A 23635-nucleotide genomic window follows, 5' to 3' on the forward strand; every position below is an offset into this window, starting at 1 on the left:
GACAGAAGCGGGCCGTTCCCCGAGCATCGCACGCCTACGCATGGCACACGGTCCCTCGGACGGGTGATTGGAGGGGCGTTCGCCTGCCGTCGGCCGGATTCGTTTCACGCCTTTCCCGTGCGTTTCACGATTCGGTCCTGCGGTGCACCCGTGCGACCCAGTCCGCCGGTTTGGCGATCTCCGCCTTGGTCGGCAGGGTGTTGGGCGAGGTCCACACGCGGTTGAAACCGTCCACGCCGACCTGCTCCACGACGGCCCGTACGAACCGTTCGCCGTCCCGGTACTGCCTCAGTTTGGCATCCAGGCCCAGGAGCTTGCGCAGGGCGAGGTCCAGCCGGGAGGCACCCTTCGCGCGGCGCTGCTGGAACTTCTCGCGGATCTCCGCGACCGACGGGACGACGCTGGGTCCGACGCCGTCCATGACGTAGTCGGCGTGGCCCTCCAGCAGGGACATCACGGCGGTGAGCCGGGCGAGGATCTCCCGCTGGGCGGGGGTCTGCACCAGCTCGACGAAGGAGCGTCCGCCGTCGTCCTCCTCGCCCTCGGGCCGGCCGCCTGCCAGGGACTGGGCGGCTTCCCGGATGCGTTCGAGGAACGTCATCGGGTCGACGTCGGTCTCCGCCAAGAACGACTGGATTTCACCCTCCAGGTGGTCACGCAGCCAGGGCACGGCGGTGAACTGCGTGCGGTGGGTCTCCTCGTGCAGGCACACCCACAGGCGGAAGTCGTGCGGCTCGACGTCGAGTTCGCGTTCCACGTGGACGATGTTGGGCGCGACGAGCAGCAGCCGGCCGCCGCCGTTCTCGCCGGCGGGCAGGTCGCGGGTGGCGGGGGCGAAGGTCTCGTACTGGCCGAGGACACGGGAGGACAGGAACGACAGGAGCATGCCCACTTCCACGCCGGTGACCTTGCCGCCGACGGCGCCGAGGACGGCGCTGCCCGGGTTGCCGCCGCGGCGTTCCTGCATCTTCTCCAGGAGCGGCTTGAGGATCTCCCGGAAGCCGGCGACGTTGGCGCGGACCCAGCCGGGACGGTCGACGACGAGGACGGGGGTGTCGTGGGTCTCCTCGGTGGCCATACGAGTGAAGCCCCGGACGTGTTCCTCCGAGGCCTTCGCGTGCCGGCGCAGTTCCGCGACGACGGACCTGGCCTCGTCGCGGCTGACATCGGGCCCGGGCCGTACGAGCCGGGTCGCGGTTGCCACCGCGAGGTTCCAGTCGACCATCCCGGGAGATGCGGTGCCACCGAAGCTCGTCATGCTGTCAACCGTACGTGAGCGCCCCCGCTTCGGGCAGGCCGTGGTGCGGGGTGCCGTCCGGCGGGTGCGCGGGGGCGGGATGCGGGGCGGGGGCGGGCGGGGTCTGCCGGGTGCGGGCCCGTGGCGGGCGGCCGCGCAGTTCCCCGCGCCCCTGGTCGGCACCGGCGCCCCGAAGGGGCGAGCGGAACTGCGCGAAGCGGAGCCGCCGGGCCGCGGGCGGGCACGGGCCCCAGCCCCCACGACCGCCATCCGGGACAACGCCCGCCAGGGCACCAGGGGCGCGGGGAACTGCGCGAAGCGGAGCCACCGGGCCGCGGGCGGGCACGGGCCCCAGCCCCCACGACCGCCATCCGGGACAACGCCCGCCAGGGCACGACCCCGTAGGGGCCGGCGGCCCCGTCGTGCTGCGGCTAGCGGCAGCCGCACCGCGCCAGCGCCGTAGCCGTCCGGTCCAGCGCCGCCTGGGCCTCCGGGCCGTTCGCCGTGTCCGAGGCGAGGAAGGCGAAGGCCAGGAGGCGGCCGTCCTGGTCCACGACCGTGCCGGCGAGGGTGTTCACGCCGGTCAGGGTGCCCGTCTTGGCGCGGACGACGCCGGCGGCGCCGTCGGTGTAGCGGCTGCTCAGGGTGCCGGTGAAGCCGGCTACGGGCAGGCCCGTGAGGACCGGGCGCAGGCCGGGGCGGTCCGGGTCGCCCGCCTTGGCGAGGAGGGCGGTGAGGAGGCCGGCCGTGAGCCGGTCGGAGCGGTCGAGGCCGCTGCCGTCGTGGAAGGAGGCGCCGGACATCGGCAGGCCGAGCTCGCGCAGCTGGGTGGCGATCGCCCCGGCACCGCCGGAGAAGCTCGCGGGCCGGCCGCTCGCCAGGGCCGTGTGCCGGGCCAGGGCCTCCGCGATGTCGTTGTCGCTGTTCGTCAGCATCCGCTCCACCAGGGCGGCCAGCGGGGGCGAGGTGACGGTGGCGAGGGTCTGCGCGCGCGTGCTGGCCTTGGAGGGGCCGGGGGACGTGGTCGTGACGCCGGCGTCCTTCAGGAAGCCGGCGAACCGGGCCGCCGCGTCCGCCGCCGGGTCGGCCGCGCGGGCCGCCGGGCCGCTGACGGAGTCGTCGGACCGGCCCTCGTCGGCGGTCAGGGCGCTGACCGGGGCGAGGTTGTCGTTGACGCCGATGGGGTGCAGGGCGGGACCGCTGTAGAGGGTGGTGTCGTAGGACAGGGTGACCTTGCGGATGCCGCGCTCGCCCAGGGCCTTCGCGGTGTCCGCCGCCAGGGCGCGCAGGCTCGCCCAGCCGCCGGGCCTGGCGTGCGCGGTGAGGGTGGGGTCGCCGCCGCCGACCAGGACCAGCTCCCCGGTGTCCGGTTCGAGGGCGGTGCGGGTGGTCAGCCGGTGGTCGGGGCCGAGGGCGGACAGCGCGGCGACGGCGGTGGCGATCTTGGTGGTGGAGGCGGGGGTGAGGGCCTTGCCGGCGCCGGCGCCGTACAGCCGGGCGCCGGTCGCGACATCGATGACGGCCGCCGCGTGGCTGCCGCCCAGCGCGGGGTCGTCCAGAAGGGGCCCCAGGAGGTCCGAGAAGGCCGTCTGGCCCGGCGCGGTCTTCTTGGTGCCCACGGCGCCCTTCGCGGCGCCCAGGCCCGCCAGGACGGGCTCGGCGCTCGGCGCGGGCGCGGGCGCCCCGGCGGCCGTCCCGGAACGGCCGTGATCTGCGCCACCTGACCGCTCCAGGGCGACCGCCCGGTCCCGCTCGGCCGTACGCTGACCGTTGGCGTCCCACGGACCGGCGACGGTCACCACGCCGGCGGCCAGTGCCAGGCCGGCGGTGGCGGCGCCCGCGGTGTACTGCCAAGTCCTGACGGTACGCGGACGGGGAGGACGGGGGAGGTGCGCAGGCCCGACGCGCACGCCCTTCGCCAGCCGCGCGATCCGCGGCCCGACGGTCGTCACGGCGCTCGCCAGACGCGGTCGTACGGCGTTCGCGATCCGCACCACCTGCGGTCCCGCGGCTCGCCAACGCCTCAGCTCTGGCACGACCACCAGCCCCTTTCGCGATCACACACCTGCGTGAGGGACACTTAACCACCAGAACTATGTGCTGATCATGGAGGAGCCACCGGTGGAGTTCGACGTCACGATCGAGATTCCGAAGGGTTCGCGGAACAAGTACGAGGTGGACCACGAGACCGGTCGGATCCGGCTGGACCGTCGCCTCTTCACCTCGACCGCCTACCCGGCCGACTACGGCTTCGTCGAGAACACCCTCGGCGAGGACGGCGACCCGCTGGACGCGCTGGTCATCCTGGACGAGCCGACCTTCCCGGGCTGCCTGATCAAGTGCCGCGCGATCGGCATGTTCCGGATGACGGACGAGGCGGGCGGCGACGACAAGCTGCTGTGCGTTCCGTCCACCGACCCGCGGGTGGAGCACCTGCGCGACATCCACCACGTGTCGGAGTTCGACCGCCTGGAGATCCAGCACTTCTTCGAGGTGTACAAGGACCTGGAGCCCGGCAAGTCCGTCGAGGGCGCCAACTGGGTGGGCCGCACCGACGCCGAGGCCGAGATCGAGCGGTCCTACAAGCGCTTCGAGGAGCAGGGCGGTCACTGACCACCTCTTTCGTTCTCCGCGAACGGGCCGCACGCGCACGCGTGCGGCCCGTTCCGCGTGTGTGCACATTTGCGGCCTTGCCGGGTACGTGTGCGCATACTGAGGCTTACGGAAGGTGTCATTCAGGGAGCGGTGCGAGGTGACGGAGGCGGAGGACGCCAAGCCCCGGTCGGACGAGGCGCGGTACGACCCGGAGATCACGTCCGAGTTCGCGATTCCCGTGGGGCTCGACGTCCCCAAGGGCGGCGGTGAGCCGGAGACCACCTCCGAGTTCTCCGTGCCCGAGGGGCTTCAGACGTCCCCGGCGGCGGTTGCCGAGCAGGAGGGGTCGGCGTTCAGCACGCCGCGCACCTACGGCTCGAAGAGCGCGCTCACCGCGTTCACACCGCCCACCGGGGTGCCACTGGTCAGCCTGGTCAAGGACGCGCCGTGGCAGGACCGGATGCGCACGATGCTGCGCATGCCGGTGACCGAGCGGCCGGCGGTGGAGCCGGTGCAGCGCGAGGAGGAGGAAGGCCCGGCCGTCCCGCGCGTGCTGGACCTGACCCTGCGTATCGGCGAGCTGCTGCTGGCCGGCGGGGAGGGCGCGGAGGACGTGGAGGCCGCGATGTTCGCGGTGTGCCGGTCCTACGGCCTGGACCGGTGCGAGCCGAACGTCACCTTCACACTGCTGTCGATCTCGCACCAGCCGTCGCTGGTGGAGGACCCGGTGACGGCGTCCCGGACGGTACGGCGGCGGGGCACCGACTACACGCGTCTCGCGGCCGTCTTCCGGCTGGTGGACGACCTCACCGACCCGGAGACCCATGTCTCCCTCGAGGAGGCCTACCGGCGGCTGGCGGAGATCCGCCGAAACCGGCACCCGTACCCCGGCTGGGGGCTGACGCTGGCGGGCGGGCTGCTCGCGGGCGCGGCCTCGGTGCTGGTCGGCGGTGATCTGCTCGTGTTCGTGGCGGCGGCCCTGGGCGCGATGCTCGGCGACCGGCTGGCGTGGCTGTGCGCGGGGCGCGGGCTGCCGGAGTTCTACCAGTTCACGGTGGCCGCGATGCCGCCCGCCGCGATCGGGGTCGCGCTGACGCTGGCACACGTGGACGTGAAGGGGTCCGCCGTGATCACCGGTGGGCTGTTCGCGCTGCTGCCCGGACGGGCGCTGGTGGCGGGCGTGCAGGACGGGCTGACGGGCTTCTACATCACCGCCTCCGCCCGGCTGCTGGAGGTCATGTACTTCTTCGTCGGGATCGTCGTCGGGGTGCTGATCGTCCTGTACTTCGGCGTGAAGGTCGGCGGCAAGCTGAACCCGGACGTGGCGCTGGGCAGCTCGCAGCGCCCGCTGATCCAGATCGCGGCCTCGATGCTGCTGTCGCTGACCTTCGCGGTACTGCTCCAGCAGGAACGATCCACCGTGCTCTGGGTGACCCTCAACGGAGGCGTCGCCTGGTCGGTGTACGGCGCGATGCACTATGTGGGCGGCATCTCGCCGGTGGCCTCCACGGCCGTGGCGGCGGGTCTCGTCGGCCTCTTCGGGCAGTTGCTCTCCCGGTACCGGTTCGCCTCCGCGCTGCCGTACACGACAGCGGCGATCGGCCCGCTGCTGCCCGGTTCGGCGACCTACTTCGGGCTGCTGTCCATCGCGCAGAACGACGTGGACAAGGGGCTGGTGTCGCTGGCCAAGGCCGCGTCACTGGCCATGGCCATCGCCATCGGGGTCAATCTGGGCTCGGAGATCTCGCGGCTCTTCCTGCGCGTGGGCTCGGCCAAGAAGCGCCGGGCGGCCAAGCGGACCCGCGGGTTCTGAGCGCCTCACGGGGCGCGGTAGTCGCCCTGGTCGTAGTCGTACGGGTACTGCTGCCGCCCGTCGTGCGCCTGCCGGCCGTCGTACGGCTGCTGCGGGGCGTACGGCTGCTGCTGCTGAGGGGCGGCATACGGGGACTGCTGCTGAGGAGCGGCGTACGGCTGCTGCTGCTGCTGAGGAGCGGCGTACGGCTGCTCGTACTGCTGCTCGCCGTACCCCTGCTGGCCGCCGTACCCCTGCTGCCCGCCGTAGCCCTGCTGGCCGCCGTAGCCCTGCTGCCCGCCGTAGCCCTGTTGCTGGTTCCAGTCCTGCCGCGGCTGCTGCTGGTACGGCTGCTCGTACGGCCCGCCGTGCGGCTGCTCGGGCTCGATGCGGCGGAGCTGGGTCGTCGCGTCGTCCGTCGCCGGCTGCTGCTGGTACTGCGGCTGCGGCTGCGTCTGCGGCTGCCGCGGAGCCGGCGCGGCCTGGGCCGCCTTCTTGCTCTTGCCGCGGGCCCGCAGGAACTCGATCGCGATCGGCACCACGGAGACGAGGACGATCAGGATGAGGATCGCCTCGATGTTGGTCTTGACGAAGTCGATGTTGCCGAGCCAGGAGCCGAGCAGGGTGACACCCGCGCCCCACAGGACGCCGCCGATGACGTTGAAGGTCAGGAACGAGCGGTACTTCATGCCGCTGACGCCCGCGATGATCGGCGTGAACGTGCGCACGATCGGCACGAAGCGGGCCAGGACCAGGGACTTCGGGCCGTACTTCTCGAAGAACTCGTGCGCCTTGACGACGTTCTCCTGCTTGAACAGGCGGGAGTCCGGGCGGTTGAACAGGGACGGGCCGACCTTCTTGCCGAACATGTAGCCCGCCTGGTCGCCCAGGATCGCGGCGAGGCAGATCAGGGCGACCGCGCCCCACAACGGGAAGTCCAGCTGCCCCGACGTGATCAGCAGGCCGCAGGTGAACAGCAGCGAGTCACCGGGCAGGAAGAAACCGATGAGCAGGCCGGACTCGGCGAAGACGATGAGCAGCAGACCCCAGATGCCGTACGTGCCCAGCAGATAATCGGGATCCAGCCAGCTCGGGCCGAGGGCAAGTGTCGTCACGGGTCCGGGCTCCTGAGAGGTGGAAGGCGGCTGCGGCGGCTGAACGTCGATGTGCTGCCGTACAAAGCTATCAACGCGAGGGGGCCGGCCCAGGTTCCACCGGTGGCTCCAGGTGTGCGCCCACGGGACGGGGGCGGTCCTGGCCCGGGAGCGAGCCCCGGGCCAGGGTGGTCAGGACGCGGCGGTGTGCCGGGCCGTGTTCGCCGCGATCGCGTCCCGCAGATATACGGCGAGGCCCGGCCGGATCGCCTCGTACGTCGCGGTGAAGCGCTCGTCGGCGACGTACATCTCACCGAGGCAGGCGTGCATCGCGGGCGCGCAGTCGTAGTACGCGCGCGTGATGAACAGGCGGTGCTCCTCGGCGGCGTCCATGGCCGCCTCCGAGTCCGCGGGCACGCCCTCGTCGAGCAGTCCGGCCATCCGGAGATGGATCGCGCCCATCTCCTCGTTGAGCCGCTTCCAGTCCTCCTTGGTGTACGAGGCGGTCCGGCGCTGCGACTCCCGGTACGCGTCGGTGTCGCCCCACCGCTCCCGCACCTCGTCCTCGTAGCGGTCCGGGTCGTGCTCGCCGAAGACCTCGAACTTCTCCTCGGGCGTCAGATCGATCCCCTTCATGCGTGCCTCCATGGCGTGCTCCACGGCCGCGGCCATCCTCTGCAGTCTCTCGATCCGGGCGGTCAGCAGTTCGTGCTGGCGGCGCAGACGGCCGCGCGGGTCGCCCCTGCCGGTGGCCAGATCGTCGAGCAGGACCGCGACCTCGTCGAGCGGGAAGCCGAGCTCCCGGTAGAACAGGATCTGCTGGAGCCGGTCGAGGTCGGTGTCGCCGTAGCGCCGGTGGCCGGCGTACGTCCGCTCGCTGGGCACGAGCAGGCCGATCTCGTCGTAGTGGTGCAGGGTGCGCACCGTGACGCCGGCGAACCCCGCGACCTGTCCCACGGAGTAGCTCACTTTCCGCTCCTTGTCGTCGGTACGCGTCCACGCTGAGCCCTCACGCCACGTGAGGTGCAAGCCGGAATCCGTCCGAGATAGTCCGAGATAATCCGGGATGGTCCGGGATGTTATGTGGGTTTTGTCCGCTTATGGTGAGCCCGTGGCCCAGGAGACGACGCAGCCGTCACCCCCGAGCGCGCCCGCCGCTCCGGCACGGGCTCTGCTGCCGTTCATCCTGCCCGCCGTCGTCGTGGGCGTGGCCGCGAGCCTGCTCCTCACCGCGGTGAGCGCCGCGGCGGAGCAGCTCCAGCACGTGCTGTGGGGCCCGCTGCCGGACGCGCTGGGCGTCGGCCGCTACTCCGTGCTGTGGATGTTCGTCATGCTCGTGGCGACCGGGATCGCCGTCGGCCTCGTGGTCTGGAAGGTTCCCGGTCACGCGGGCCCCGAGCCGGCCACCCTCGCGCTCGACGCCCCGGTGCTGCCGCCGCCCGTGCTGCCCGGCCTGGTGCTGGCCACCGGGCTGATGCTGGCCGGCGGTCCGAGCCTCGGCCCGGAGAACCCGGTCATCGCGGTGAACGTGGGCCTCGCGGCCTGGCTCGGCGTGCGCCTGCGCCCCCGGATGCCGGACACCCTGTGGCCGGTGCTGGCGGAGGCGGCGACCATCGGCGCGCTGTTCGGCACGCCGGTGGCGGCGGCGCTGGTCATCTCGGAGGCGCTGGCCGGCCGCCCGATGGCCGGGCGGCTGTGGGACAACGTGTTCGCGCCGCTGACCGCGGGCGCCTGCGGGGCCATGACGACCACCCTGGTGTCGCATCCGGCCCTGGACCTGGACCTGCCGCCCATGGGCCACCCGCACGCCAAGGACGTGCTGGCGGCGCTGGTGATCGCCTCGGCGGCCGCGCTGCTCGGCATGTGTGCCGCCCGCGCCTTCCCCTATGTCCACGCGGGCTTCCGGCGGCTGCGGCACCCGATGCTGATGCTCCCGGCCGGCGGGGTCCTGCTGGGCGCCCTGGCGGCAGTGGGCGGCCATCTGACGCTCTTCAAGGGGCTGTCCGAGATCGGGGTGCTGGCCCGCGCCCCGCAGGACTGGTCGGCGGGGCAGTTCGCCACGATGACGGTGGTGAAGCTGGCCGCGCTGCTCGTCGCCGCGTCCTGCGGTTTCCGGGGCGGCCGGATCTTCCCCGCGGTCTTCGCCGGCGCCGCGCTCGGCCTGTGCGCCCATGCCCTGGTACCGGCGGTCCATCCCGCGCTGGGCGTGTCCACCGGCGTCCTGGGCATGCTCCTGGCGATCACCCGGCAGGGCTGGGTGAGTCTGTTCACCGCCGCCGTCCTGGTGGCGTCGCCCAGCATCATCGCCCTGCTCTGCATCGCCTCGCTGCCCGCCTGGCTCCTGGTGACGGGGCGTCCGCAGATGCAGCTGCGCGCGGACGGCACCCCGCTCCGCTGATTCCCGATCGTCTGGAGGCATGTCCATGGCCCTGCACAAAGGCTCCAAGGAGCACGAGCGGCGGAGGGTGTCGGTCAACCCGTTCTTCGGGGAGGCCAACCCGGTCGGCGGTATGTCCGAGGCCCCGCCCACGCACCGGCTTCCGGACACCCCCCTCCCCCCGACCACGGCGTACCAGCTGGTCCATGACGAGCTGATGCTGGACGGCAACTCCCGGCTGAACCTGGCCACCTTCGTCACCACCTGGATGGAGCCGCAGGCCGGGGTGCTGATGGCGGAGTGCCGGGACAAGAACATGATCGACAAGGACGAGTACCCGCGCACGGCCGAGCTGGAGCGGCGCTGTGTGGCGATGCTCGCCGACCTGTGGAACGCCCCGGACCCGTCGGCCGCCGTGGGCTGTTCGACGACCGGGTCGAGCGAGGCGTGCATGCTCGCCGGGATGGCGCTGAAGCGGCGCTGGACGCGGCGGAACGCCGACCGGTACCCCGGCGCGCGCCCCAACCTCGTCATGGGCATCAACGTCCAGGTGTGCTGGGAGAAGTTCTGCAACTTCTGGGAGGTGGAGGCCCGGCTGGTGCCGATGGACGGCGACCGCTTCCACCTGGACCCCCGGTCCGCCGCCGAGCTGTGCGACGAGAACACCATCGGGGTGGTCGGCATCCTGGGCTCCACCTTCGACGGCTCCTACGAGCCGATCGCCGACCTGTGCGCGGCCCTCGACGCCCTCCAGGAGCGCACCGGGCTCGACGTCCCGGTGCACGTGGACGGCGCGTCCGGCGCGATGGTGGCGCCCTTCCTCGACGAGGACCTGGTGTGGGACTTCCGCCTGCCGCGGGTGGCCTCGATCAACACCTCCGGGCACAAGTACGGCCTGGTCTACCCGGGCGTCGGCTGGGCCCTGTGGCGGGACGCGGAGGCGCTGCCCGAGGAACTGGTCTTCCGGGTCAACTACCTGGGCGGGGACATGCCGACCTTCGCGCTGAACTTCTCCCGGCCCGGCGCGCAGGTGGTGGCGCAGTACTACTCGTTCCTGCGGCTCGGCCGGGAGGGCTACCGCGCGGTGCAGCAGTGCACCCGGGACGTGGCGACCTCGCTGGCCGCGAAGATCGAGGCGCTCGGCGACTTCCGGCTCCTCACGCGCGGGGACCAGCTTCCGGTGTTCGCGCTGACCACGGCCCATGACGTCACGTCGTACGACGTCTTCGACGTCTCCCGGCGGCTGCGCGAGAACGGCTGGCTGGTGCCCGCCTACACCTTCCCGGCCAACCGCGAGGATCTGTCCGTGCTGCGGATCGTGTGCCGCAACGGCTTCTCGCACGACCTGGCCGACCTGTTCGTCGACGACCTGGGCCGGCTGCTGCCCGAGCTGCGCCGCCAGTCGCACCCGCTGACCCGGGACAAGACGGCGGCCACCGGCTTCCACCACTAGGGGCGGGCCGGACACCGGTGCCCAGCGGCCGCCCGCCGGGTGCCGCGAACCGTCCGGGCCGTCCCCGGGGGCGTGGTGCCCGGGGACGGCGGCCCGCCCCACCGCCCGATCCGGCGTTCCGCGGCCCCGGAGCCGCTCCGGCGCCGGTCTTCGGGTCCTGGGAGCCGGGCGCCCCGGAGCCGCTCCGGCGCCGGTCTTCTGGCCGCGGGAGCCGGGCGCCCGGCGCGGTCGCCGGAAGGACGCGTCCCGGCTCGCGGCCTCGTACCCGGCCCGCGGCCTCGTACCCGGCCCGCCGAGGGGCGCCTCCGGACCGCCCGCACGCGGTCCGGGGCCGCGCCGCGCGGGCGCCGGGCTAGCCGGCCTGGGCCAGGGCCACCAGCTCGAACGCGGTTTTCCCGTCGAGGGACTCGCGGATGATGTCGGCGTGCCCGGCGTGCCGGGCCGTCTCACGGATCAGGTGCAGGCACAGCCAGCGCAGCGAGACGCGGCCCTCCGGCGGGAACCAGGGGTCCGGCGGCAGCGGGAAGGTCTCGTCGAGGCCGGGGGCGGAGCGGATGAGCTTCTCCGTCTCGGCGGCCACCTGCTCCCAGTACGCCAGCTGCCCCGCGACCGTCTCCTCGCCGACCAGCTGGAACGTCTCGTGCCAGTTCGACTCGTCGCGCTGGACGGCCGGCGGCTCCTGCCGGGCGCGCGCGACCCAGCTCTGCTCCACCTCGGCGACGTGCTTGAGCAGACCGCCGAGGGTCAGCTCGCTGACGCTGGGGCGGGTACGGGCCTGCTCCTCGGTGACTCCGAGCAGCGCCCGGCGGATCCCGCCGCGCTGCTCCTCGATGAAGGCGAGCAGCGCGCCCCGCTCGTCGTTCTCCGCCTCCGCCGCAACATGCGTGACCATGGCGTGCCGCCTTTCGTCGGGCCGTTCGCCCGGGGGGTTTCCCCCGACACCGAAGACGCTACGGACCATTGAGGTCAGATCCTGTCCTCAATGGTCCGGGTCCCGCGAGAAGGGCGGCCGACGTGTGACGGCGCCGGCTAGAACGGGAAGCCGCTGCGGCCGTGCTGCACCGAGATCCACTTGACCGTGGTGAACGCCTCCAGCGTGGTCTCGCCGTTGAGGCGCCCGAGGCCCGAGTGCTTCTCGCCGCCGAAGGGCACGATCGGCTCGTCATGGACCGTGCCGTCGTTCACGTGGAACATGCCGGTGTCGATGCGCTTGGCGAAGGCCACGCCCCGCTCGATGTCGCCCGTGTGGACGGCGCCGCTGAGGCCGTACGGGCTGTCGTTGACGATCCGGACCGCCTCCTCCTCGCCGTCGAACGGGACGAGGAAGACGACCGGGCCGAAGACCTCCTGCTGGAGCAGCGCGGAGTCGGCGGCGATGCCGGTCAGCACGCTCGGCTCGACCAGGTTGTCGGTGGTGGTGCCGCGCACCAGGGCGGTGGCGCCCTCCGCGAGGGCCTGCTCGACGGTGGCGGAGATCGCGCCCGCCTGCGCGGAGTTGATCACCGGGCCGATCACGGTCTGCGGGTCGCGCGGGTCGCCGACCTTGAGGGTCCTGACCTTGGCGACGAACTTCTCGGTGAACTCGTCGGCGACCGAGCGGTCCACCAGGACCCGGTTGGCGGCCATGCAGACCTGGCCCTGGTGCACGAACCGGCTGAAGACCGCCGCGTCCACCGCGTAGTCGAGGTCGGCGTCGTCCAGGACCACCAGCGCGCTGTTGCCGCCCAGTTCGAGGATCGAGCGCTTGAAGTTCCGCGCGCAGACGGTCGCGACGTGCCGGCCGACCTTGTCGGAGCCGGTGAAGGAGATCACCTTGGGGACCGGGTGCTCGATGAACGCGTCGCCGATCTCGGCGATGTCGGTGACGACGACGTTGAGGAGGCCGCCGGGCAGACCGGCCTCCTCGAAGATCTTCGCGATCAGGGTGCCGCCGGCGATCGGGGTGTTCTGGTGCGGCTTGAGCACCACGCCGTTGCCGAGCGCGAGGGCCGGGGCGACCGACTTCAGCGACAGCAGGAAGGGGAAGTTGAAGGGGCTGATCACACCCACCACGCCGACCGGGACCCGGTAGACGCGGTTCTCCTTGCCCTCCGCCGGGGAGGGCAGGATCTTGCCCTCGGGGCGCAGCGCCAGGTGGATCGACTCGCGCAGGAACTCCTTGGCGAGGTGCAGCTCGAAACCGGCCTTCACGCGCGTGCCGCCCAGTTCCGCGATGATCAGGTCGGCTATCTCCTGCTCGCGGTCCTCTATCAGCCTGAGCGCCCGCTCGAAGACGCCCCGGCGGGTGTAGGGATTGGTCTCGGCCCATCCCTTCTGGGCGCGGGCGGCGGCCCGGTAGGCCTGGTCCACCTCGTCGACGGTGGCCACCGTGATCGAGGCCAGCTTCTCGTCGTCGTACGGGTTGAAGTCGATGACGTCCCAGGAGCCGGTGCCCGGGCGCCACTCGCCGTCGATGTACTGCTGGGCCAAGTCGGTGAAGTAGGACGCCATGTGATCCCTCAATCGCTAGCGGACACCAGATCTACGCCACGTCTGATCACATGTCATCGTACTTGTGACTGAGGGGAGTTGAGTCGGGAGCGCGGTCAGGAGAGCTGGAGGAGGCCGCGGAGCAGATCCCGGCTCTCGTCCGGGCCCGGACTGTCCTGCTGCAGCTCCTTGAGGGCCTGCTCGTACTGGGCGACGTCCTCGCGCTTGTCGAGGTAGAGGGCGCTGGTCAGCTGCTCCAGGTAGACCACGTCGGACAGGTCCGTGTCCGGGAAGCTGAGGATGGTGAAGGCACCGCTCTCGCCGGAGTGCCCGCCGAAGCCGAACGGCATGACCTGCAGCCGCACGTTGGGCCGGGCGGAGACGTCGATCAGATGCTGGAGCTGGCCGCGCATCACCTCGCGGTCCCCGTAGGGTCGGCGCAGGGCGGCCTCGTCCAGGACGATGTGGAACTCGGGGGCGCTGTCGGAGAGCAGGTACTTCTGCCGCTCCAGGCGCAGCGCGACCCGGCGTTCGACGTCGGCGGTGCTCGCGCCCTTCATGCCGCGCCGGACCACCGCGCGCGCGTACTCCTCGGTCTGCAGCAGGCCGTGCACGAACTGCACCTCGTAGACACGGATCAGCGAGGCGGCGCCCTCCAGGCCGACGTAAGTCGGGAACCAGCTGGGCAGGACGTCGGTGTAGCTGTGCCACCAGCCCGCCACGTTGGCCTCCCGGGCGAGGGAGAGCAGCGACTCGCGCTCCGTCTCGTCGGTGATGCCGTAGAGCGTCAGAAGGTCTTCCACGTCTCTCGTCTTGAAGCTCACCCGGCCCAGCTCCATACGGCTGATCTTCGACTCGGAGGCGCGGATGGAGTATCCCGCAGCCTCGCGCGTGATCCCCCGCGCCTCCCGCAGTCGCCTGAGTTGCGAGCCGAGCAGCATCCGCCGCACCACCGATCCGGGCTCTCCCGCGCTCACGTTCGCCAGCCTCCCCAACCGTCTTCAGGGGCCGAAGTCTGCCACTAAAACACTTCGAGCAGTACTCGTACGGTTACGGAAACGGAAAGACCTCGGCCGTTTCTGTGAGGTCCGGACCGCGGAATGGTCCGGACCTCTGACGGGACCGTCAGGAAGATGGCAGAAAAAATGGCCAAGAAGCGGTACGGGCAGTGCCATTTCGGTCGCGTGCACGTGCATCTGCCCTTGCATCTGCTCTAAGCATCCGAAACCATGGGTGCCGCGCCACCGCTGCATCGCAACGACCGCGAATTCCCGGGAGTGCCTCGCATGGGGACGAATGGATCGACCATGCTCAAGCCGTTACGGCAGGGCCTTCCGCCGTTGGATCCCGCGGCCGTGTCCGATGCCGCCTCCTGCGCCCTCCCCGCCCGGTACGAGGCGGTGCGCGAGGCCCGGCGCTTCACCCGGGCCACCCTGGAGCAGTGGGACGCCGGCGACCGTTTCGACGACATCTGCCTCGTCGTCTCCGAACTCGTCACCAACGCCCTGCGTCACGCGGTTCCGGCCGGGCAGGGCGGTGCCGACGAGCGCAACCCGTGCGTGCGGCTGCATCTGATGCGGTGGAGCGAGCGGCTGGTGTGCGCGGTGCGCGACCCGAGCCACGAGACGCCGGTCCCGCGGGACTCGGACGACTTCTCCGCCGAGTCGGGCCGCGGCCTGTTCCTGGTCGACTCCTTCGCCGACAGCTGGGGCTGGCATCCGCTCGCGGGCACCCTCGACGGCAAGGTGGTCTGGGCGCTGTTCCGGCTCCGCCCGGCCGGCTGATCATCCCGGGCACCGCTTGACGCCCGGTGTCTACGCGCGTCCATCCATCGCGCGGGCACCGGGCGTCCTTCGGACATCGTTGCCATCACCCGTCCCGGACCGTCGGCCGGGAGGTCAGCTCGCGATCAGGTGGTCGAACTCGCCGTCCTTGACCCCGAGGAGCATCGCCTCGATCTCCGCGCGCGTGTAGACGAGCGCCGGACCGTCCGGAAAGCGCGAGTTGCGTACGGCGACCTCACCGCCCGGCAGCCGCGCGAACTCCACGCAGGATCCCTGCGAGTTGCTGTGCCTGCTCTTCTGCCAGGCCACTCCGTCCAGCTGCGTCGCAGCCATGCCGTTGTACACGTCGTACCCCCCGTACACGCCCTCAGCGTCGCGGTCCACAGGTCGCTCCCCGGTGGTGCACTGGCTGGTGTGGCCATAGATGCTGTAGTCAACTGACCCGGATCATAGCTCTGTTCACGTGCAGCTGCTTGAGCAGATGCACGTGCACGAGGGGTGTTCTCGCAGTTACAGCTTTGACGTCCGCTTTACCCGAGCCGTTCCCGCGTCTGCCCTGGAGCAGGCAGGACATGTTCCCGCCGTTTCCCGCCCATGATCGTGCACGCTCTCCGTGCGAGCCGGGCCGGCCGGTCGGAATCCTCGTGCACTAGGAAGAGACGCGTATCGCGCCCCTACTGTTCCAGGGTTTTGCGATGACCCGGCCCACCGAATCGGCCGAATCCGCGTCCGCCCGCCCAAGGACCGCTGTCCGCTCGGTGTCGTAGACGAACACCCGCCCCGCTACGACAGCGGACAGGCGGGTGCGGGGACGCGGAGCGGAGATCATCCGGTACCGGTGGCCGACCCGGCGCGCGCCGCAGCCGCTCGTACGGAGGTGTCCGGGAGCCCTGGGCGGGCGTGGGGCGACGCGATCAGAAGCCTTCCCGCTCCGTCAGCAGCATCAGGGTGTTGCCGTCCGGGTCCGTGAAGGAGGCCATCCGTCCCCAGGGCAGCTCGTCCGGGCCGTGGACGGGGACGCCGGCCGCCGCGAGCCGGGCGCAGTCCGCGTCGACGTCGGTCGTGACCAGCATGATCCCCTGCGCGGTGCCGGGCTCGAAACCGCCCATGCCGGGCCCCGAGAGGGTGAAGACGGTCTGCGCGCCCTCGGGCGCCACCTGGAGCCAGCGGCCCGGCGGCATCTGCCGGTCGGCCGTGACCGCGAAGCCGAGGACCTCCGTGTAGAAGCGCAGGGCGCGGTCCTGGTCGGAGACGGGGAGCGTGACGAAGGAGGCGTGCGTGATGGCCATGACCGCAGGATAGGGAGGCGTTCCCCGCCGCACCCGTCGCGGGGGAACGCCTCCCCGCGGTTTCACCTGCCGGCGTACGGCAGCAGGGCCATCTCGCGGGCGTTCTTGACGGCCCGCGCCACCTGCCGCTGCTGGCGGGCGGTGATCCGGGTGACCCGCCGGCCGCGGATCCTGCCGCGGTCGGAGAGGAAGGTCCGCAGCAGGTCGGTGTCCTTGTGGTCGATGTGGGTGATGCCGGCCCGGTCCAGCGGGTTGGGCCGGTTCCGGGCGGGGGTGCGGTCGCTCGTGCGGGGCATCGGGGGGTCAGACCTCCAGCAGGGTGTCGAAGGCGGGCGGGAGTTTGCGCCAGGAGTCCCGCCCCGCGGTGTACTCGGCGTCGGTGAGCAGGCAGGACTCCAGCAGACCTGCCAGCCCGTCGCGGTCGAGGCCGGGCGAGGTGAAGACGAGGTGGTTGCAGCAGTCGCCGTGCTCCGGGTGCCAGTCCGTCGCGGCGGCGGCGCGGCGCACCGGCGGGACCATCTCCCAGGCCGCGTCGGGCAGCGCGGCGAGCCAGGGCCCGGCGCTCTCCACGCACAGCGCCCCGCCGGCCGCGTCCCAGTGCAGCAGCGTGTCCGGCTTGTCGGCGAGCCAGAACCGGCCCCGGCTGCGCGCGGCGGCGCAGGTCAGGTCCTCCAGCGCCGCGTAGAGCCGCTCCGGGTGGAAGGGCCGGCGGCGGTGCCAGACCAGTGTGGCGACGCCGTGGTCGTCGGCCTCCTGGGGCAGCAGGGCGCAGGCCGGGTGCTGGGCCGCCGCCGCGGCCTCCACGTCGAAGCCGGCCAGCGCGGCCTCGGACAGCGGCCCGCGGCGGCCGCCGGCCGGGCCGCCGCGGCCGATCGGGATCCGGCGGGCCGTCGGATGGAGCTGCGCGAGCAGTTCGCGGTCCTCGTCGTCGGCCTCCGGGGAGTCGGCGACGGCGAGGACCGGGGCGTACTCCAGCTGCCGGGCGAAGGTGTCGGCGACCGTGCGCTGGTCGGTGGCCGCCGCGGCGAGTCCGGCCTCGGCGAGGTCGTCGCCGTTGCCGAGGTACGGCAGGACCAGCGCCGGGTCGACGGCGGTGATCACGGACGTGACGGCCAGCCCGCCGGACGCGATCACCTCGGCCATCGCCTTGGGCTCGACCGAGTCCCACAGCTCGACGACGGCGAGCCGGACCGTGCCGGCGTCGGCGAGCCGGCGCAGCTCGGGCACCAGGTCCTCGCGCAGGGCGCAGCAGGCGCAGTCGTTGACCAGGGGTGTCTCGCCCGTGGACACGATGCCGTCGCGGTCGCGGACCGTCCGTACGACGGTGCCGGCGGCGGCCGTCGCGAGGTCGTGGTGGAGTACGACGCTCCCGGGCACCTCGGCGAGCAGCCGGTCGACGGCCGCCGTACGGGCCGCGGCGTGCAGCCCGCCCACGACGGCCACCGACAGGCTCACGCCCCGCCCCGCTTCCCGTACCGCCGCTCGAAGCGCTCGACGCGTCCGGCGGTGTCCAGCACGCGCGCGGTACCGGTGTAGAAGGGGTGGCTGACGTTCGAGATCTCGACGTCGACGACCGGGTAGGTGCGGCCGTCCGTCCACTCGACCGTCTTCTCGCTCGTCATGGTCGAACGGGTGAGGAAGGCGTGCCGCGCGGCACGGTCCCGGAACACGACCGGCCCGTACTCCGGATGGATTCCCTCGCGCATGACGATCAGCGCTCCTCTCGGAAGTCGACGTGGCGGCCGGCGACCGGGTCGTACTTGCGCAGCGCCATACGGTCCGGGTCGTTGCGGCGGTTCTTGCGGGTCACGTAGGTGAAGCCGGTCCCTGCGGCGGACCGCAGCCTGATGACCGGGCGGAGTTCGTTGCGTGCCATGCTGCTATCTTACTGAAAATGAATTCCATTTGCTGTACTGCCTGAGGAGAGCTACGTCACCATGTCCGCACACTGCATGCTCACCGGGGCCCGGCCGGGCTTCGGCAACCGCGTCTCCCACTCCCACCGGCGCACCTCCCGCCGCTTCGACCCGAACATCCAGAGCAGGCGCTACTGGCTGCCCGGCGAGAGCCGGCACGTCCGGCTGCGGCTGAGCGCGCGGGCCGTGAAGACGGTGGACGCCATCGGCGTCGAGGCGGCCGTCGCCCGCATCCGCGCCCGGGGGGTGAGGGTCTGATGGCGAAGCGCAGCAAGATCGCGAAGAACGAGCGGCGCAAGCAGATCGTCGCCCGGTACGCGGAGCGCCGCGCGGAGCTGAAGGAGATCGTCCGCCGGCCGTCCGGCGGCGAGGCCGAACGGCTCGCCGCCCAGCGGGAACTGCGCGGGCAGCCGCGGGACGCCAGCGCCACCCGGGTGCGCAACCGGGACCAGATCGACGGCCGTCCGCGCGGCTATCTGCGCGCCTTCGGGCTGTCCCGGGTCGGCCTGCGCGAGCAGGCGCACCGAGGATTCCTGCCCGGAGTGCGGAAGTCCTCCTGGTGACTGCTGGTAGCTTGCGCTGCGGGCCGTCCGGCGAGGACGGCCGCCGCTACCGCTTGGGGGCATTCCGGTGACTACTGCGACGGCGAGAGTGCGGAGCGCGGCCCTGGCCGCGGGACTGGCGGGCGCGCTGGCGCTGGCGCTGACGGCGTGCGGCGGCGGATCCGGGGACGACGACTCCTCCTCGACCGCGCCGAGCGCGTCCGGCACACCGTCGGCGTCAACCTCCTCCCCCGCCGCGACCGGGTCCTCGGGCGAGCTCCAGGGCAGCTGGATCAGCACGGCCGGCGGCAAGATCGTGGCCCTGGTGGTCAACGGGACGGGCGCCGGGGTCTTCACCACCGGCGGGACCATGTGCAGCGGGACGGCAGGCACCCAGGACGGCATGCAGATGATTCATCTGACCTGCGGCGACGGCAGTACGGACCGGAGCACCGGCATGGTCGACTCGGTGGACGCCGCGACGCTGAAGGTGACCTGGTCGGGCAAGGCGGGCCAGGAGACGTACACCAAGGCGGAGGGCGGGAAGCTGCCGTCCGGCCTGCCGACGGTACCCGTGCAGCGATGAAATCACCTCTGAAGCGGTGAATCGGGCCGGGGTGCGCGAACGCGCCCTGGGCGCAGGGGCCATGATGCGGGGAGACCGTCACCACCTCGATGGGAACCTGCTCATGCGCGCCATTCCGCTCACCGTCACCGCCCTCGCCGCCGCCCTCCTGCTGACCGCCTGCAACGACAGCGGCGGGGGCAAGAACGGCAAGAGCAGCTCCGCCTGCGAGATCGGCGGGGTCTCCGTGCAGATCGGGTCGGCGAGCGTGGCTCCCGCCGCCGGGGACACCGGCGAGATCCCGGTCAGCATCACCAACCAGAGCGCGCCCTGCACTCTGGACCACTTCCCGGGCGTCGTGCTGAAGGCCGGGGACACCAGGGCGACCGTGCCCGTCCTCAAGGGCGCGCAGGCCCAGCAGCTGAAGCTCGCCAAGGGCGACTCCGCGAGCTTCTCGATCAGCTATGTGCGCGGCAAGGACGGCGACAAGAGCGCCCTCGCGGCGAAGACCGTGCGGATCGCGCTGCCCGGCTCGGACACCGGCCGCGACTTCCCGTGGTCGTACGGCCCGGTCGCCGGCAAGGCCGACGGCAGCGGACCGGACGCCTCGGTGAGCGCCTTCCAGCAGGTCGGCGACTGACGCCCGGCCACCGGGCGGTGGCGCTCACTCCAGCCGCGGGCGGGCTCGGACCTGGGCCCGGTCCGCGGCGCGGGAGCCCTCGGTCCAGCCCGCCTCGTCGCTCACCCCGCGCAGCCGGGTCGTGGTGGTCTCCGGGAACAGGTGCTCCAGCCGGCCGGTGACGGCTGTCGCGCGCGTGGCCAGCACCGGCAGCAGGTCCTGCGTCACCTGGGTCTCGGCGGCCGCCGCGAGCCGGTCGCCCACGCGGTGCGCGTAGGCCGCGAGGAACGACTGCCGGAAGGTCTTGGTCCGCTTGCGCCCGCCGGCCCGCTGCGCGGCCTCGGCCGTGGTCATCGCGTGCGTGGCCTGCACCAGCAGCGAGGTGTAGAGCAGCTCGACCGCCTCCAGGTCCGCCTCGAAGCCGACGACCGTGGAGAAGCCGAGCGGTTCGTTCCACACCGCGCGGCAGTGGTTCGCCGTGGCCACCGCGTCCAGCAGGACCGCCTTGGCCTGCTCGTACGGCGGCTCGACCCCGATGCGGCAGGCGCCCGGCGCGTCCGGCGCCGGCGCCCCTGCGGCCAGCAGCGCCTCGTCCACGCTGTGCCGGGCCATCAGCTCCTGCGCCTTGGCGCTGAGCGCCTCCGCCTCCTCCGGATAGCCGGTCGCCTCGGCCTTGGCGAGCAGCGCGCGGATACGGGTGAGCATGCGGGAGGCGGCCGGCCCCGGGGTGCGGCGGGGCTCGTCGTCCAGGGGTTCGAGGGCCGGCAGGCGGAGCAGCAGGCGGTACAGCTCCAGGACGGCCGTGGCGTGCGAGAAGCGGTCGGCGGTGCGCTCGGGGGCGGCGGGCAGCGCCGCCAGCTGATCGGCCCAGCGGCGCCCGCGCGGACGGTCCCGCCCGGCCTGCGCCCTGATCAGCGCGGCGGCGAGACGGACGTGCGGCTCCTCCAGCTCGCGCCGCACCAGCCGTACGACGTCGGCGGGCTGCCAGCCGCGCCGCCAGGCCGTCGCCATGAAGTCCTCGCCCCGGTGGGCGAGTTCGGCGTCGGCGGCCGGGTCGGAGGCGAGCAGGGAGGCGCCCGTGTCGAGTCCGGTGTCGGTGTCGTCGTAGAGAGCGGCGCCGAAGGCCCGCTCGACGGTGCTGGCAGTGCTGGTCACACCGCCGATCGTGCCACGCGCCGCCGCCAGCGGGCCGAGCGCCGTCCACAACCTGTGGACAGAGGGGCGCCGGGAAGGCGCGGGAGGAGCCGGGGGCGGGAGGCGCGGGCGAGATCCGGGCGCGGGCGAGATCCAGTGTCAACCATCGGTTGACAGGGCATGGGGGGCAACCTACGGTTGACACCATGGCGACCAACCCGAACGTCACGGTATCCGTACGCCTCGACGACCTCATCGAGGCGATCAAGAAGGTTCACACCGAACCCCTCGTCCAGCTCCAGGACGCGGTGATCGCCGGCGATCACCTCGGCGACGTGGCCGACCATCTGATCGGGCACTTCGTCGACCAGGCCCGCCGCTCCGGCGCCTCCTGGACCGACATCGGCCGGAGCATGGGCGTGACCCGGCAGGCGGCGCAGAAGCGGTTCGTGCCCAAGGAGTCCGCCGACCTCGACCCCAGCCAGGGCTTCAGCCGCTACACCCCGCGCGCGCGGAACGCGGTCGCGGCCGCGCACAACGAGGCGGTGGCCGCCCGCAACGCCGAAGGCCGCCCCGAGCACCTGGTCCTCGGCCTGCTGGCCGAGCCCGACGGCCTGGCAGCGAAGGCGATCACCGCGCAGGGCGTCCTCCTGGACTCCGTACGCCAGGCCGCGACCGCCGCGCTCCCGCCCGCGGCGGACGACGTCCCCGACCTCGTCCCCTACGGCACCGAGGCCAAGAAGGTCCTGGAACTCACCTTCCGCGAGGCCCTCCGGCTCGGCCACAACTACATCGGCACCGAACACCTCCTGCTCGCCCTGCTGGAGCACGAGAACGGCCAGGGCGTCCTCAGCGGCCTGGGCATCGACAAGGCCGCGGCGGAGGAGTACGTCGGCAGGGTGCTGGCGCTGCTGCTCGAGCAGCAGGCCGGAGCGGGCGGCGCACAGGACTCCGGAGCACAGGACTCCGGAGCGCGGGAATGCGACCCGCAGGCGCCCGGCCCGCAGGCGCCCGGCCCGCACGAATAAAGCCACAGTTCAGGGCGATTGTCAGAGCCTGCTGCCACACTCGCACTCATGACCGACCGGTGGGCGCTCGCACCGGCCGAGGACGGAGGCGTGGACGTCGCCCCCCTCGGCCGGGACGGGCTGCCCGCCGGCCCGGTGCGGCGGGAGAGCGATCTCGCCGAGGCGGTGCGCGGCCGCCCGGAGGTGACCCGCTGGGTGTGGCGGTCGACCGCCGAGGTCTACCCGCGTCTGCTCGCCACGGGGGTGCGAGTGGAGCGGTGCTACGACATCGAGGACGCCGAGACACTCCTCCTGGGCCACGAGGGCCGGCACGGCGAACCGCACTCGGCCGCCGCAGCCCTGGCCCGCCTCCGCGGCGGCCCCGTCCCGCCCGACCCGCCCCAGCGCTCGGCCGAACCGGGCGCCCAGTCCCCGCTGTTCGAGCCCGCCGGCATCCGCCTGCCCCTCCCGGACCTGATCGCGGTCTACGCCGACCAGCTGCGCCGGCACGAGACGACCGCCCACCCCGACCGGATGCGGCTGCTGACCGCCGCCGAGTCGGCCGGGATGCTGGTGGCCGCCGAGATGAACCGCTCGGGCCTGCCCTGGAGCACCGAGGTCCACCGCGAGCTGCTGCACGACCTGCTCGGCGAGCGGTACGCGGGCGGCGGCGAACCGCGCCGCCTGGCCGAGCTGGCCGACGCGGTGTCCACGGCCTTCGGGCACCGGGTGCGCCCGGATCTGCCCGCCGACGTGGTCAAGGCCTTCAACCGGGCCGGGATCAAGGTGAAGTCCACCCGCCGCTGGGAGCTGCGCTCCGTCGACCACCCGGCCGTCGAGCCCCTGCTGGAGTACAAGAAGCTGTACCGCATCTGGGTGGCGCACGGCTGGTCCTGGCTGCAGGACTGGGTGCGCGACGGCCGCTTCCGCCCCGAGTTCCTGGCCGGCGGCACGGTCACCGGGCGCTGGGTGACGAACGGCGGGGGCGGACTGCAGATCCCCAAGGTGATCCGCCGGGCGGTGGTCGCCGACCCCGGCTGGCGGCTGGTGGTGGCCGACGCCGACCAGATGGAGCCCCGCGTGCTGGCCGCGATCTCCCGCGATCCCGGCCTGATGGAGGTGGCCGGCCGCGAGAGCGACCTCTACCAGTCCGTCTCCGACCGCGCCTTCTCCGGCGACCGGGACCAGGCCAAGATCGCCGTGCTCGGCGCGGTCTACGGCCAGACCTCGGGCGACGGCCTGAAGAACCTCGCCGCGCTGCGCCGCCGCTTCCCGAAGGCCGTCGCGTACGTCGACGACGCGGCCCGCGCGGGCGAGGAGGGCCGGCTGGTGCGCACCTGGCTCGGCCGCACCTGCCCGCCCGCCGCCGGGGCGGGCGAGGACGCGACGGAGGAGGCCGGCATTCCCGGCGCCGGCGAGGAGGAGCCGGAGGCCCAGGCCGGCTGGGTCCCCGGGTACGCCTCCACGAACGCCCGCGCGCGGGGCCGCTTCACCCGGAACTTCGTCGTCCAGGGCAGCGCCGCCGACTGGGCCCTGCTGCTGCTCGCCGCGTTGCGCCGGTCCTGCGCGGAGCTGCGGGCCGAGCTGGTCTTCTTCCAGCACGACGAGGTGATCGTGCACTGCCCCGCCGAGGAGGCCGACACGGTCGTGCAGGCCATCCGCGAGTGCGGCGCCCTCGCCGGGCGGCTCACCTTCGGCGAGACCCCGGTGCGGTTCCCGTTCACCACGGCGGTGGTGGAGTGCTATGCCGATGCCAAGTGAG

At 72.5% G+C, this 23635-nt stretch carries 25 protein-coding genes; 11 read left to right on the forward strand and 14 right to left on the reverse strand.

What is annotated here, in order from left to right:
- Positions 1-124: 124 nt before the first annotated feature.
- Positions 125-1258 carry a zinc-dependent metalloprotease gene (locus ACF073_RS20395; RefSeq protein ID WP_392071875.1) on the reverse strand — a complete coding sequence of 378 codons (1134 nt, stop codon included), beginning with the start codon at positions 1256-1258 and terminating at the stop codon, positions 125-127.
- Between the two features lie 410 nt (positions 1259-1668).
- Positions 1669-3279, reverse strand: a complete 1611-nt coding sequence (gene dacB, locus ACF073_RS20400) for a D-alanyl-D-alanine carboxypeptidase/D-alanyl-D-alanine-endopeptidase (protein WP_392071877.1) — start codon at positions 3277-3279, stop codon at positions 1669-1671.
- 79 nt (positions 3280-3358) lie between these two features.
- Here dacB and ACF073_RS20405 point away from each other — a divergent pair, with 79 nt between their 5' ends.
- Together ACF073_RS20405 and ACF073_RS20410 are read left to right on the forward strand one after the other, a co-directional pair.
- Positions 3359-3850 (forward strand): inorganic diphosphatase, encoded by a 492-nt coding sequence (locus tag ACF073_RS20405; protein ID WP_067316824.1) that lies wholly within the window; start codon positions 3359-3361, stop codon positions 3848-3850.
- Positions 3851-3989: 139 nt separating this feature from the next.
- Positions 3990-5645, forward strand: a complete 1656-nt coding sequence (locus tag ACF073_RS20410) for a threonine/serine exporter ThrE family protein (RefSeq protein WP_392071879.1) — start codon at positions 3990-3992, stop codon at positions 5643-5645.
- A gap of 5 nt (positions 5646-5650) precedes the next feature.
- On the opposite strand, the gene ACF073_RS20415 is transcribed toward ACF073_RS20410, so the two are convergent.
- Both ACF073_RS20415 and ACF073_RS20420 read right to left on the reverse strand, forming a co-directional pair.
- Positions 5651-6739 carry a DedA family protein gene (locus ACF073_RS20415; protein WP_392071881.1) on the reverse strand — a complete coding sequence of 363 codons (1089 nt, stop codon included), beginning with the start codon at positions 6737-6739 and terminating at the stop codon, positions 5651-5653.
- A 171-nt stretch (positions 6740-6910) separates the two neighbouring features.
- A complete protein-coding gene (locus ACF073_RS20420; protein ID WP_392071884.1) occupies positions 6911-7687 on the reverse strand; it encodes a MerR family transcriptional regulator in 777 nt (258 codons plus the stop codon).
- A 142-nt stretch (positions 7688-7829) separates the two neighbouring features.
- Here ACF073_RS20420 and ACF073_RS20425 point away from each other — a divergent pair, with 142 nt between their 5' ends.
- Positions 7830-9116 (forward strand): ion channel protein, encoded by a 1287-nt coding sequence (locus ACF073_RS20425; protein WP_392071886.1) that lies wholly within the window; start codon positions 7830-7832, stop codon positions 9114-9116.
- 25 nt (positions 9117-9141) lie between these two features.
- Positions 9142-10548 (forward strand): glutamate decarboxylase, encoded by a 1407-nt coding sequence (locus tag ACF073_RS20430; RefSeq protein ID WP_392071887.1) that lies wholly within the window; start codon positions 9142-9144, stop codon positions 10546-10548.
- A 352-nt stretch (positions 10549-10900) separates the two neighbouring features.
- On the opposite strand, the gene ACF073_RS20435 is transcribed toward ACF073_RS20430, so the two are convergent.
- From ACF073_RS20435 to ACF073_RS20445, 3 genes are all read right to left on the reverse strand, one after another.
- A complete protein-coding gene (locus tag ACF073_RS20435; protein WP_392071889.1) occupies positions 10901-11440 on the reverse strand; it encodes a DinB family protein in 540 nt (179 codons plus the stop codon).
- A gap of 137 nt (positions 11441-11577) precedes the next feature.
- Positions 11578-13038 (reverse strand): aldehyde dehydrogenase family protein, encoded by a 1461-nt coding sequence (locus ACF073_RS20440; protein WP_392071891.1) that lies wholly within the window; start codon positions 13036-13038, stop codon positions 11578-11580.
- Between the two features lie 95 nt (positions 13039-13133).
- On the reverse strand, positions 13134-13958 hold the full coding sequence (locus ACF073_RS20445; protein WP_392072458.1) for a helix-turn-helix domain-containing protein: 825 nt from the start codon (positions 13956-13958) through the stop codon (positions 13134-13136).
- A gap of 366 nt (positions 13959-14324) precedes the next feature.
- Between ACF073_RS20445 and ACF073_RS20450 the strand changes: the two genes are divergently transcribed.
- Positions 14325-14801, forward strand: a complete 477-nt coding sequence (locus ACF073_RS20450) for an ATP-binding protein (RefSeq protein WP_392071893.1) — start codon at positions 14325-14327, stop codon at positions 14799-14801.
- 114 nt (positions 14802-14915) lie between these two features.
- Here the strand turns inward: ACF073_RS20450 and ACF073_RS20455 are convergent, their stop codons facing one another.
- From ACF073_RS20455 to rpmG, 6 genes are all read right to left on the reverse strand, one after another.
- On the reverse strand, positions 14916-15134 hold the full coding sequence (locus ACF073_RS20455) for a DUF397 domain-containing protein (protein WP_048910258.1): 219 nt from the start codon (positions 15132-15134) through the stop codon (positions 14916-14918).
- Between the two features lie 581 nt (positions 15135-15715).
- Positions 15716-16090, reverse strand: a complete 375-nt coding sequence (locus ACF073_RS20460) for a VOC family protein (protein ID WP_392071895.1) — start codon at positions 16088-16090, stop codon at positions 15716-15718.
- A 62-nt stretch (positions 16091-16152) separates the two neighbouring features.
- Positions 16153-16386, reverse strand: coding sequence for a 30S ribosomal protein S18 (gene rpsR / locus ACF073_RS20465; RefSeq protein WP_392071897.1), 234 nt, complete (start codon positions 16384-16386; stop codon positions 16153-16155).
- Positions 16387-16393: 7 nt separating this feature from the next.
- Complete coding sequence (locus ACF073_RS20470) at positions 16394-17545, reverse strand: CobW family GTP-binding protein (protein ID WP_392071899.1); 1152 nt, start codon at positions 17543-17545, stop codon at positions 16394-16396.
- A complete protein-coding gene (locus tag ACF073_RS20475; protein WP_392071901.1) occupies positions 17542-17796 on the reverse strand; it encodes a type B 50S ribosomal protein L31 in 255 nt (84 codons plus the stop codon). The genes ACF073_RS20470 and ACF073_RS20475 overlap by 4 nt, the downstream gene beginning before the upstream one ends.
- Before the next feature lie 5 nt (positions 17797-17801).
- Positions 17802-17966 (reverse strand): 50S ribosomal protein L33, encoded by a 165-nt coding sequence (gene rpmG, locus ACF073_RS20480; protein WP_392071903.1) that lies wholly within the window; start codon positions 17964-17966, stop codon positions 17802-17804.
- Between the two features lie 61 nt (positions 17967-18027).
- Here rpmG and rpmB point away from each other — a divergent pair, with 61 nt between their 5' ends.
- From rpmB to ACF073_RS20500, 4 genes are all read left to right on the forward strand, one after another.
- Complete coding sequence (gene rpmB, locus ACF073_RS20485) at positions 18028-18264, forward strand: 50S ribosomal protein L28 (protein ID WP_392071905.1); 237 nt, start codon at positions 18028-18030, stop codon at positions 18262-18264.
- Positions 18264-18569: a 30S ribosomal protein S14 gene (rpsN, locus tag ACF073_RS20490; RefSeq protein ID WP_392071907.1), complete on the forward strand. Its 306-nt coding sequence runs from the start codon at positions 18264-18266 to the stop codon at positions 18567-18569. The genes rpmB and rpsN overlap by 1 nt, the downstream gene beginning before the upstream one ends.
- 67 nt (positions 18570-18636) lie before the next feature.
- Entirely contained in the window at positions 18637-19134 is a 498-nt protein-coding gene (locus ACF073_RS20495) for a hypothetical protein (RefSeq protein WP_392071909.1), read from the forward strand.
- Positions 19135-19237: 103 nt separating this feature from the next.
- Complete coding sequence (locus ACF073_RS20500) at positions 19238-19753, forward strand: DUF4232 domain-containing protein (RefSeq protein WP_392071911.1); 516 nt, start codon at positions 19238-19240, stop codon at positions 19751-19753.
- 24 nt (positions 19754-19777) lie between these two features.
- On the opposite strand, the gene ACF073_RS20505 is transcribed toward ACF073_RS20500, so the two are convergent.
- Positions 19778-20887: a DUF2786 domain-containing protein gene (locus tag ACF073_RS20505; RefSeq protein ID WP_392071913.1), complete on the reverse strand. Its 1110-nt coding sequence runs from the start codon at positions 20885-20887 to the stop codon at positions 19778-19780.
- Positions 20888-21072: 185 nt separating this feature from the next.
- On the opposite strand from ACF073_RS20505, the gene ACF073_RS20510 reads away from it, so the two are divergent.
- Positions 21073-21894, forward strand: coding sequence for a Clp protease N-terminal domain-containing protein (locus ACF073_RS20510; RefSeq protein WP_392071915.1), 822 nt, complete (start codon positions 21073-21075; stop codon positions 21892-21894).
- Positions 21895-21942: 48 nt separating this feature from the next.
- Positions 21943-23634, forward strand: coding sequence for a bifunctional 3'-5' exonuclease/DNA polymerase (locus ACF073_RS20515; RefSeq protein WP_392071916.1), 1692 nt, complete (start codon positions 21943-21945; stop codon positions 23632-23634).
- Position 23635: the final 1 nt, after the last annotated feature.

This window comes from Streptomyces sp. NPDC015171, from assembly GCF_043079545.1.
Lineage (GTDB): Bacteria > Actinomycetota > Actinomycetes > Streptomycetales > Streptomycetaceae > Streptomyces.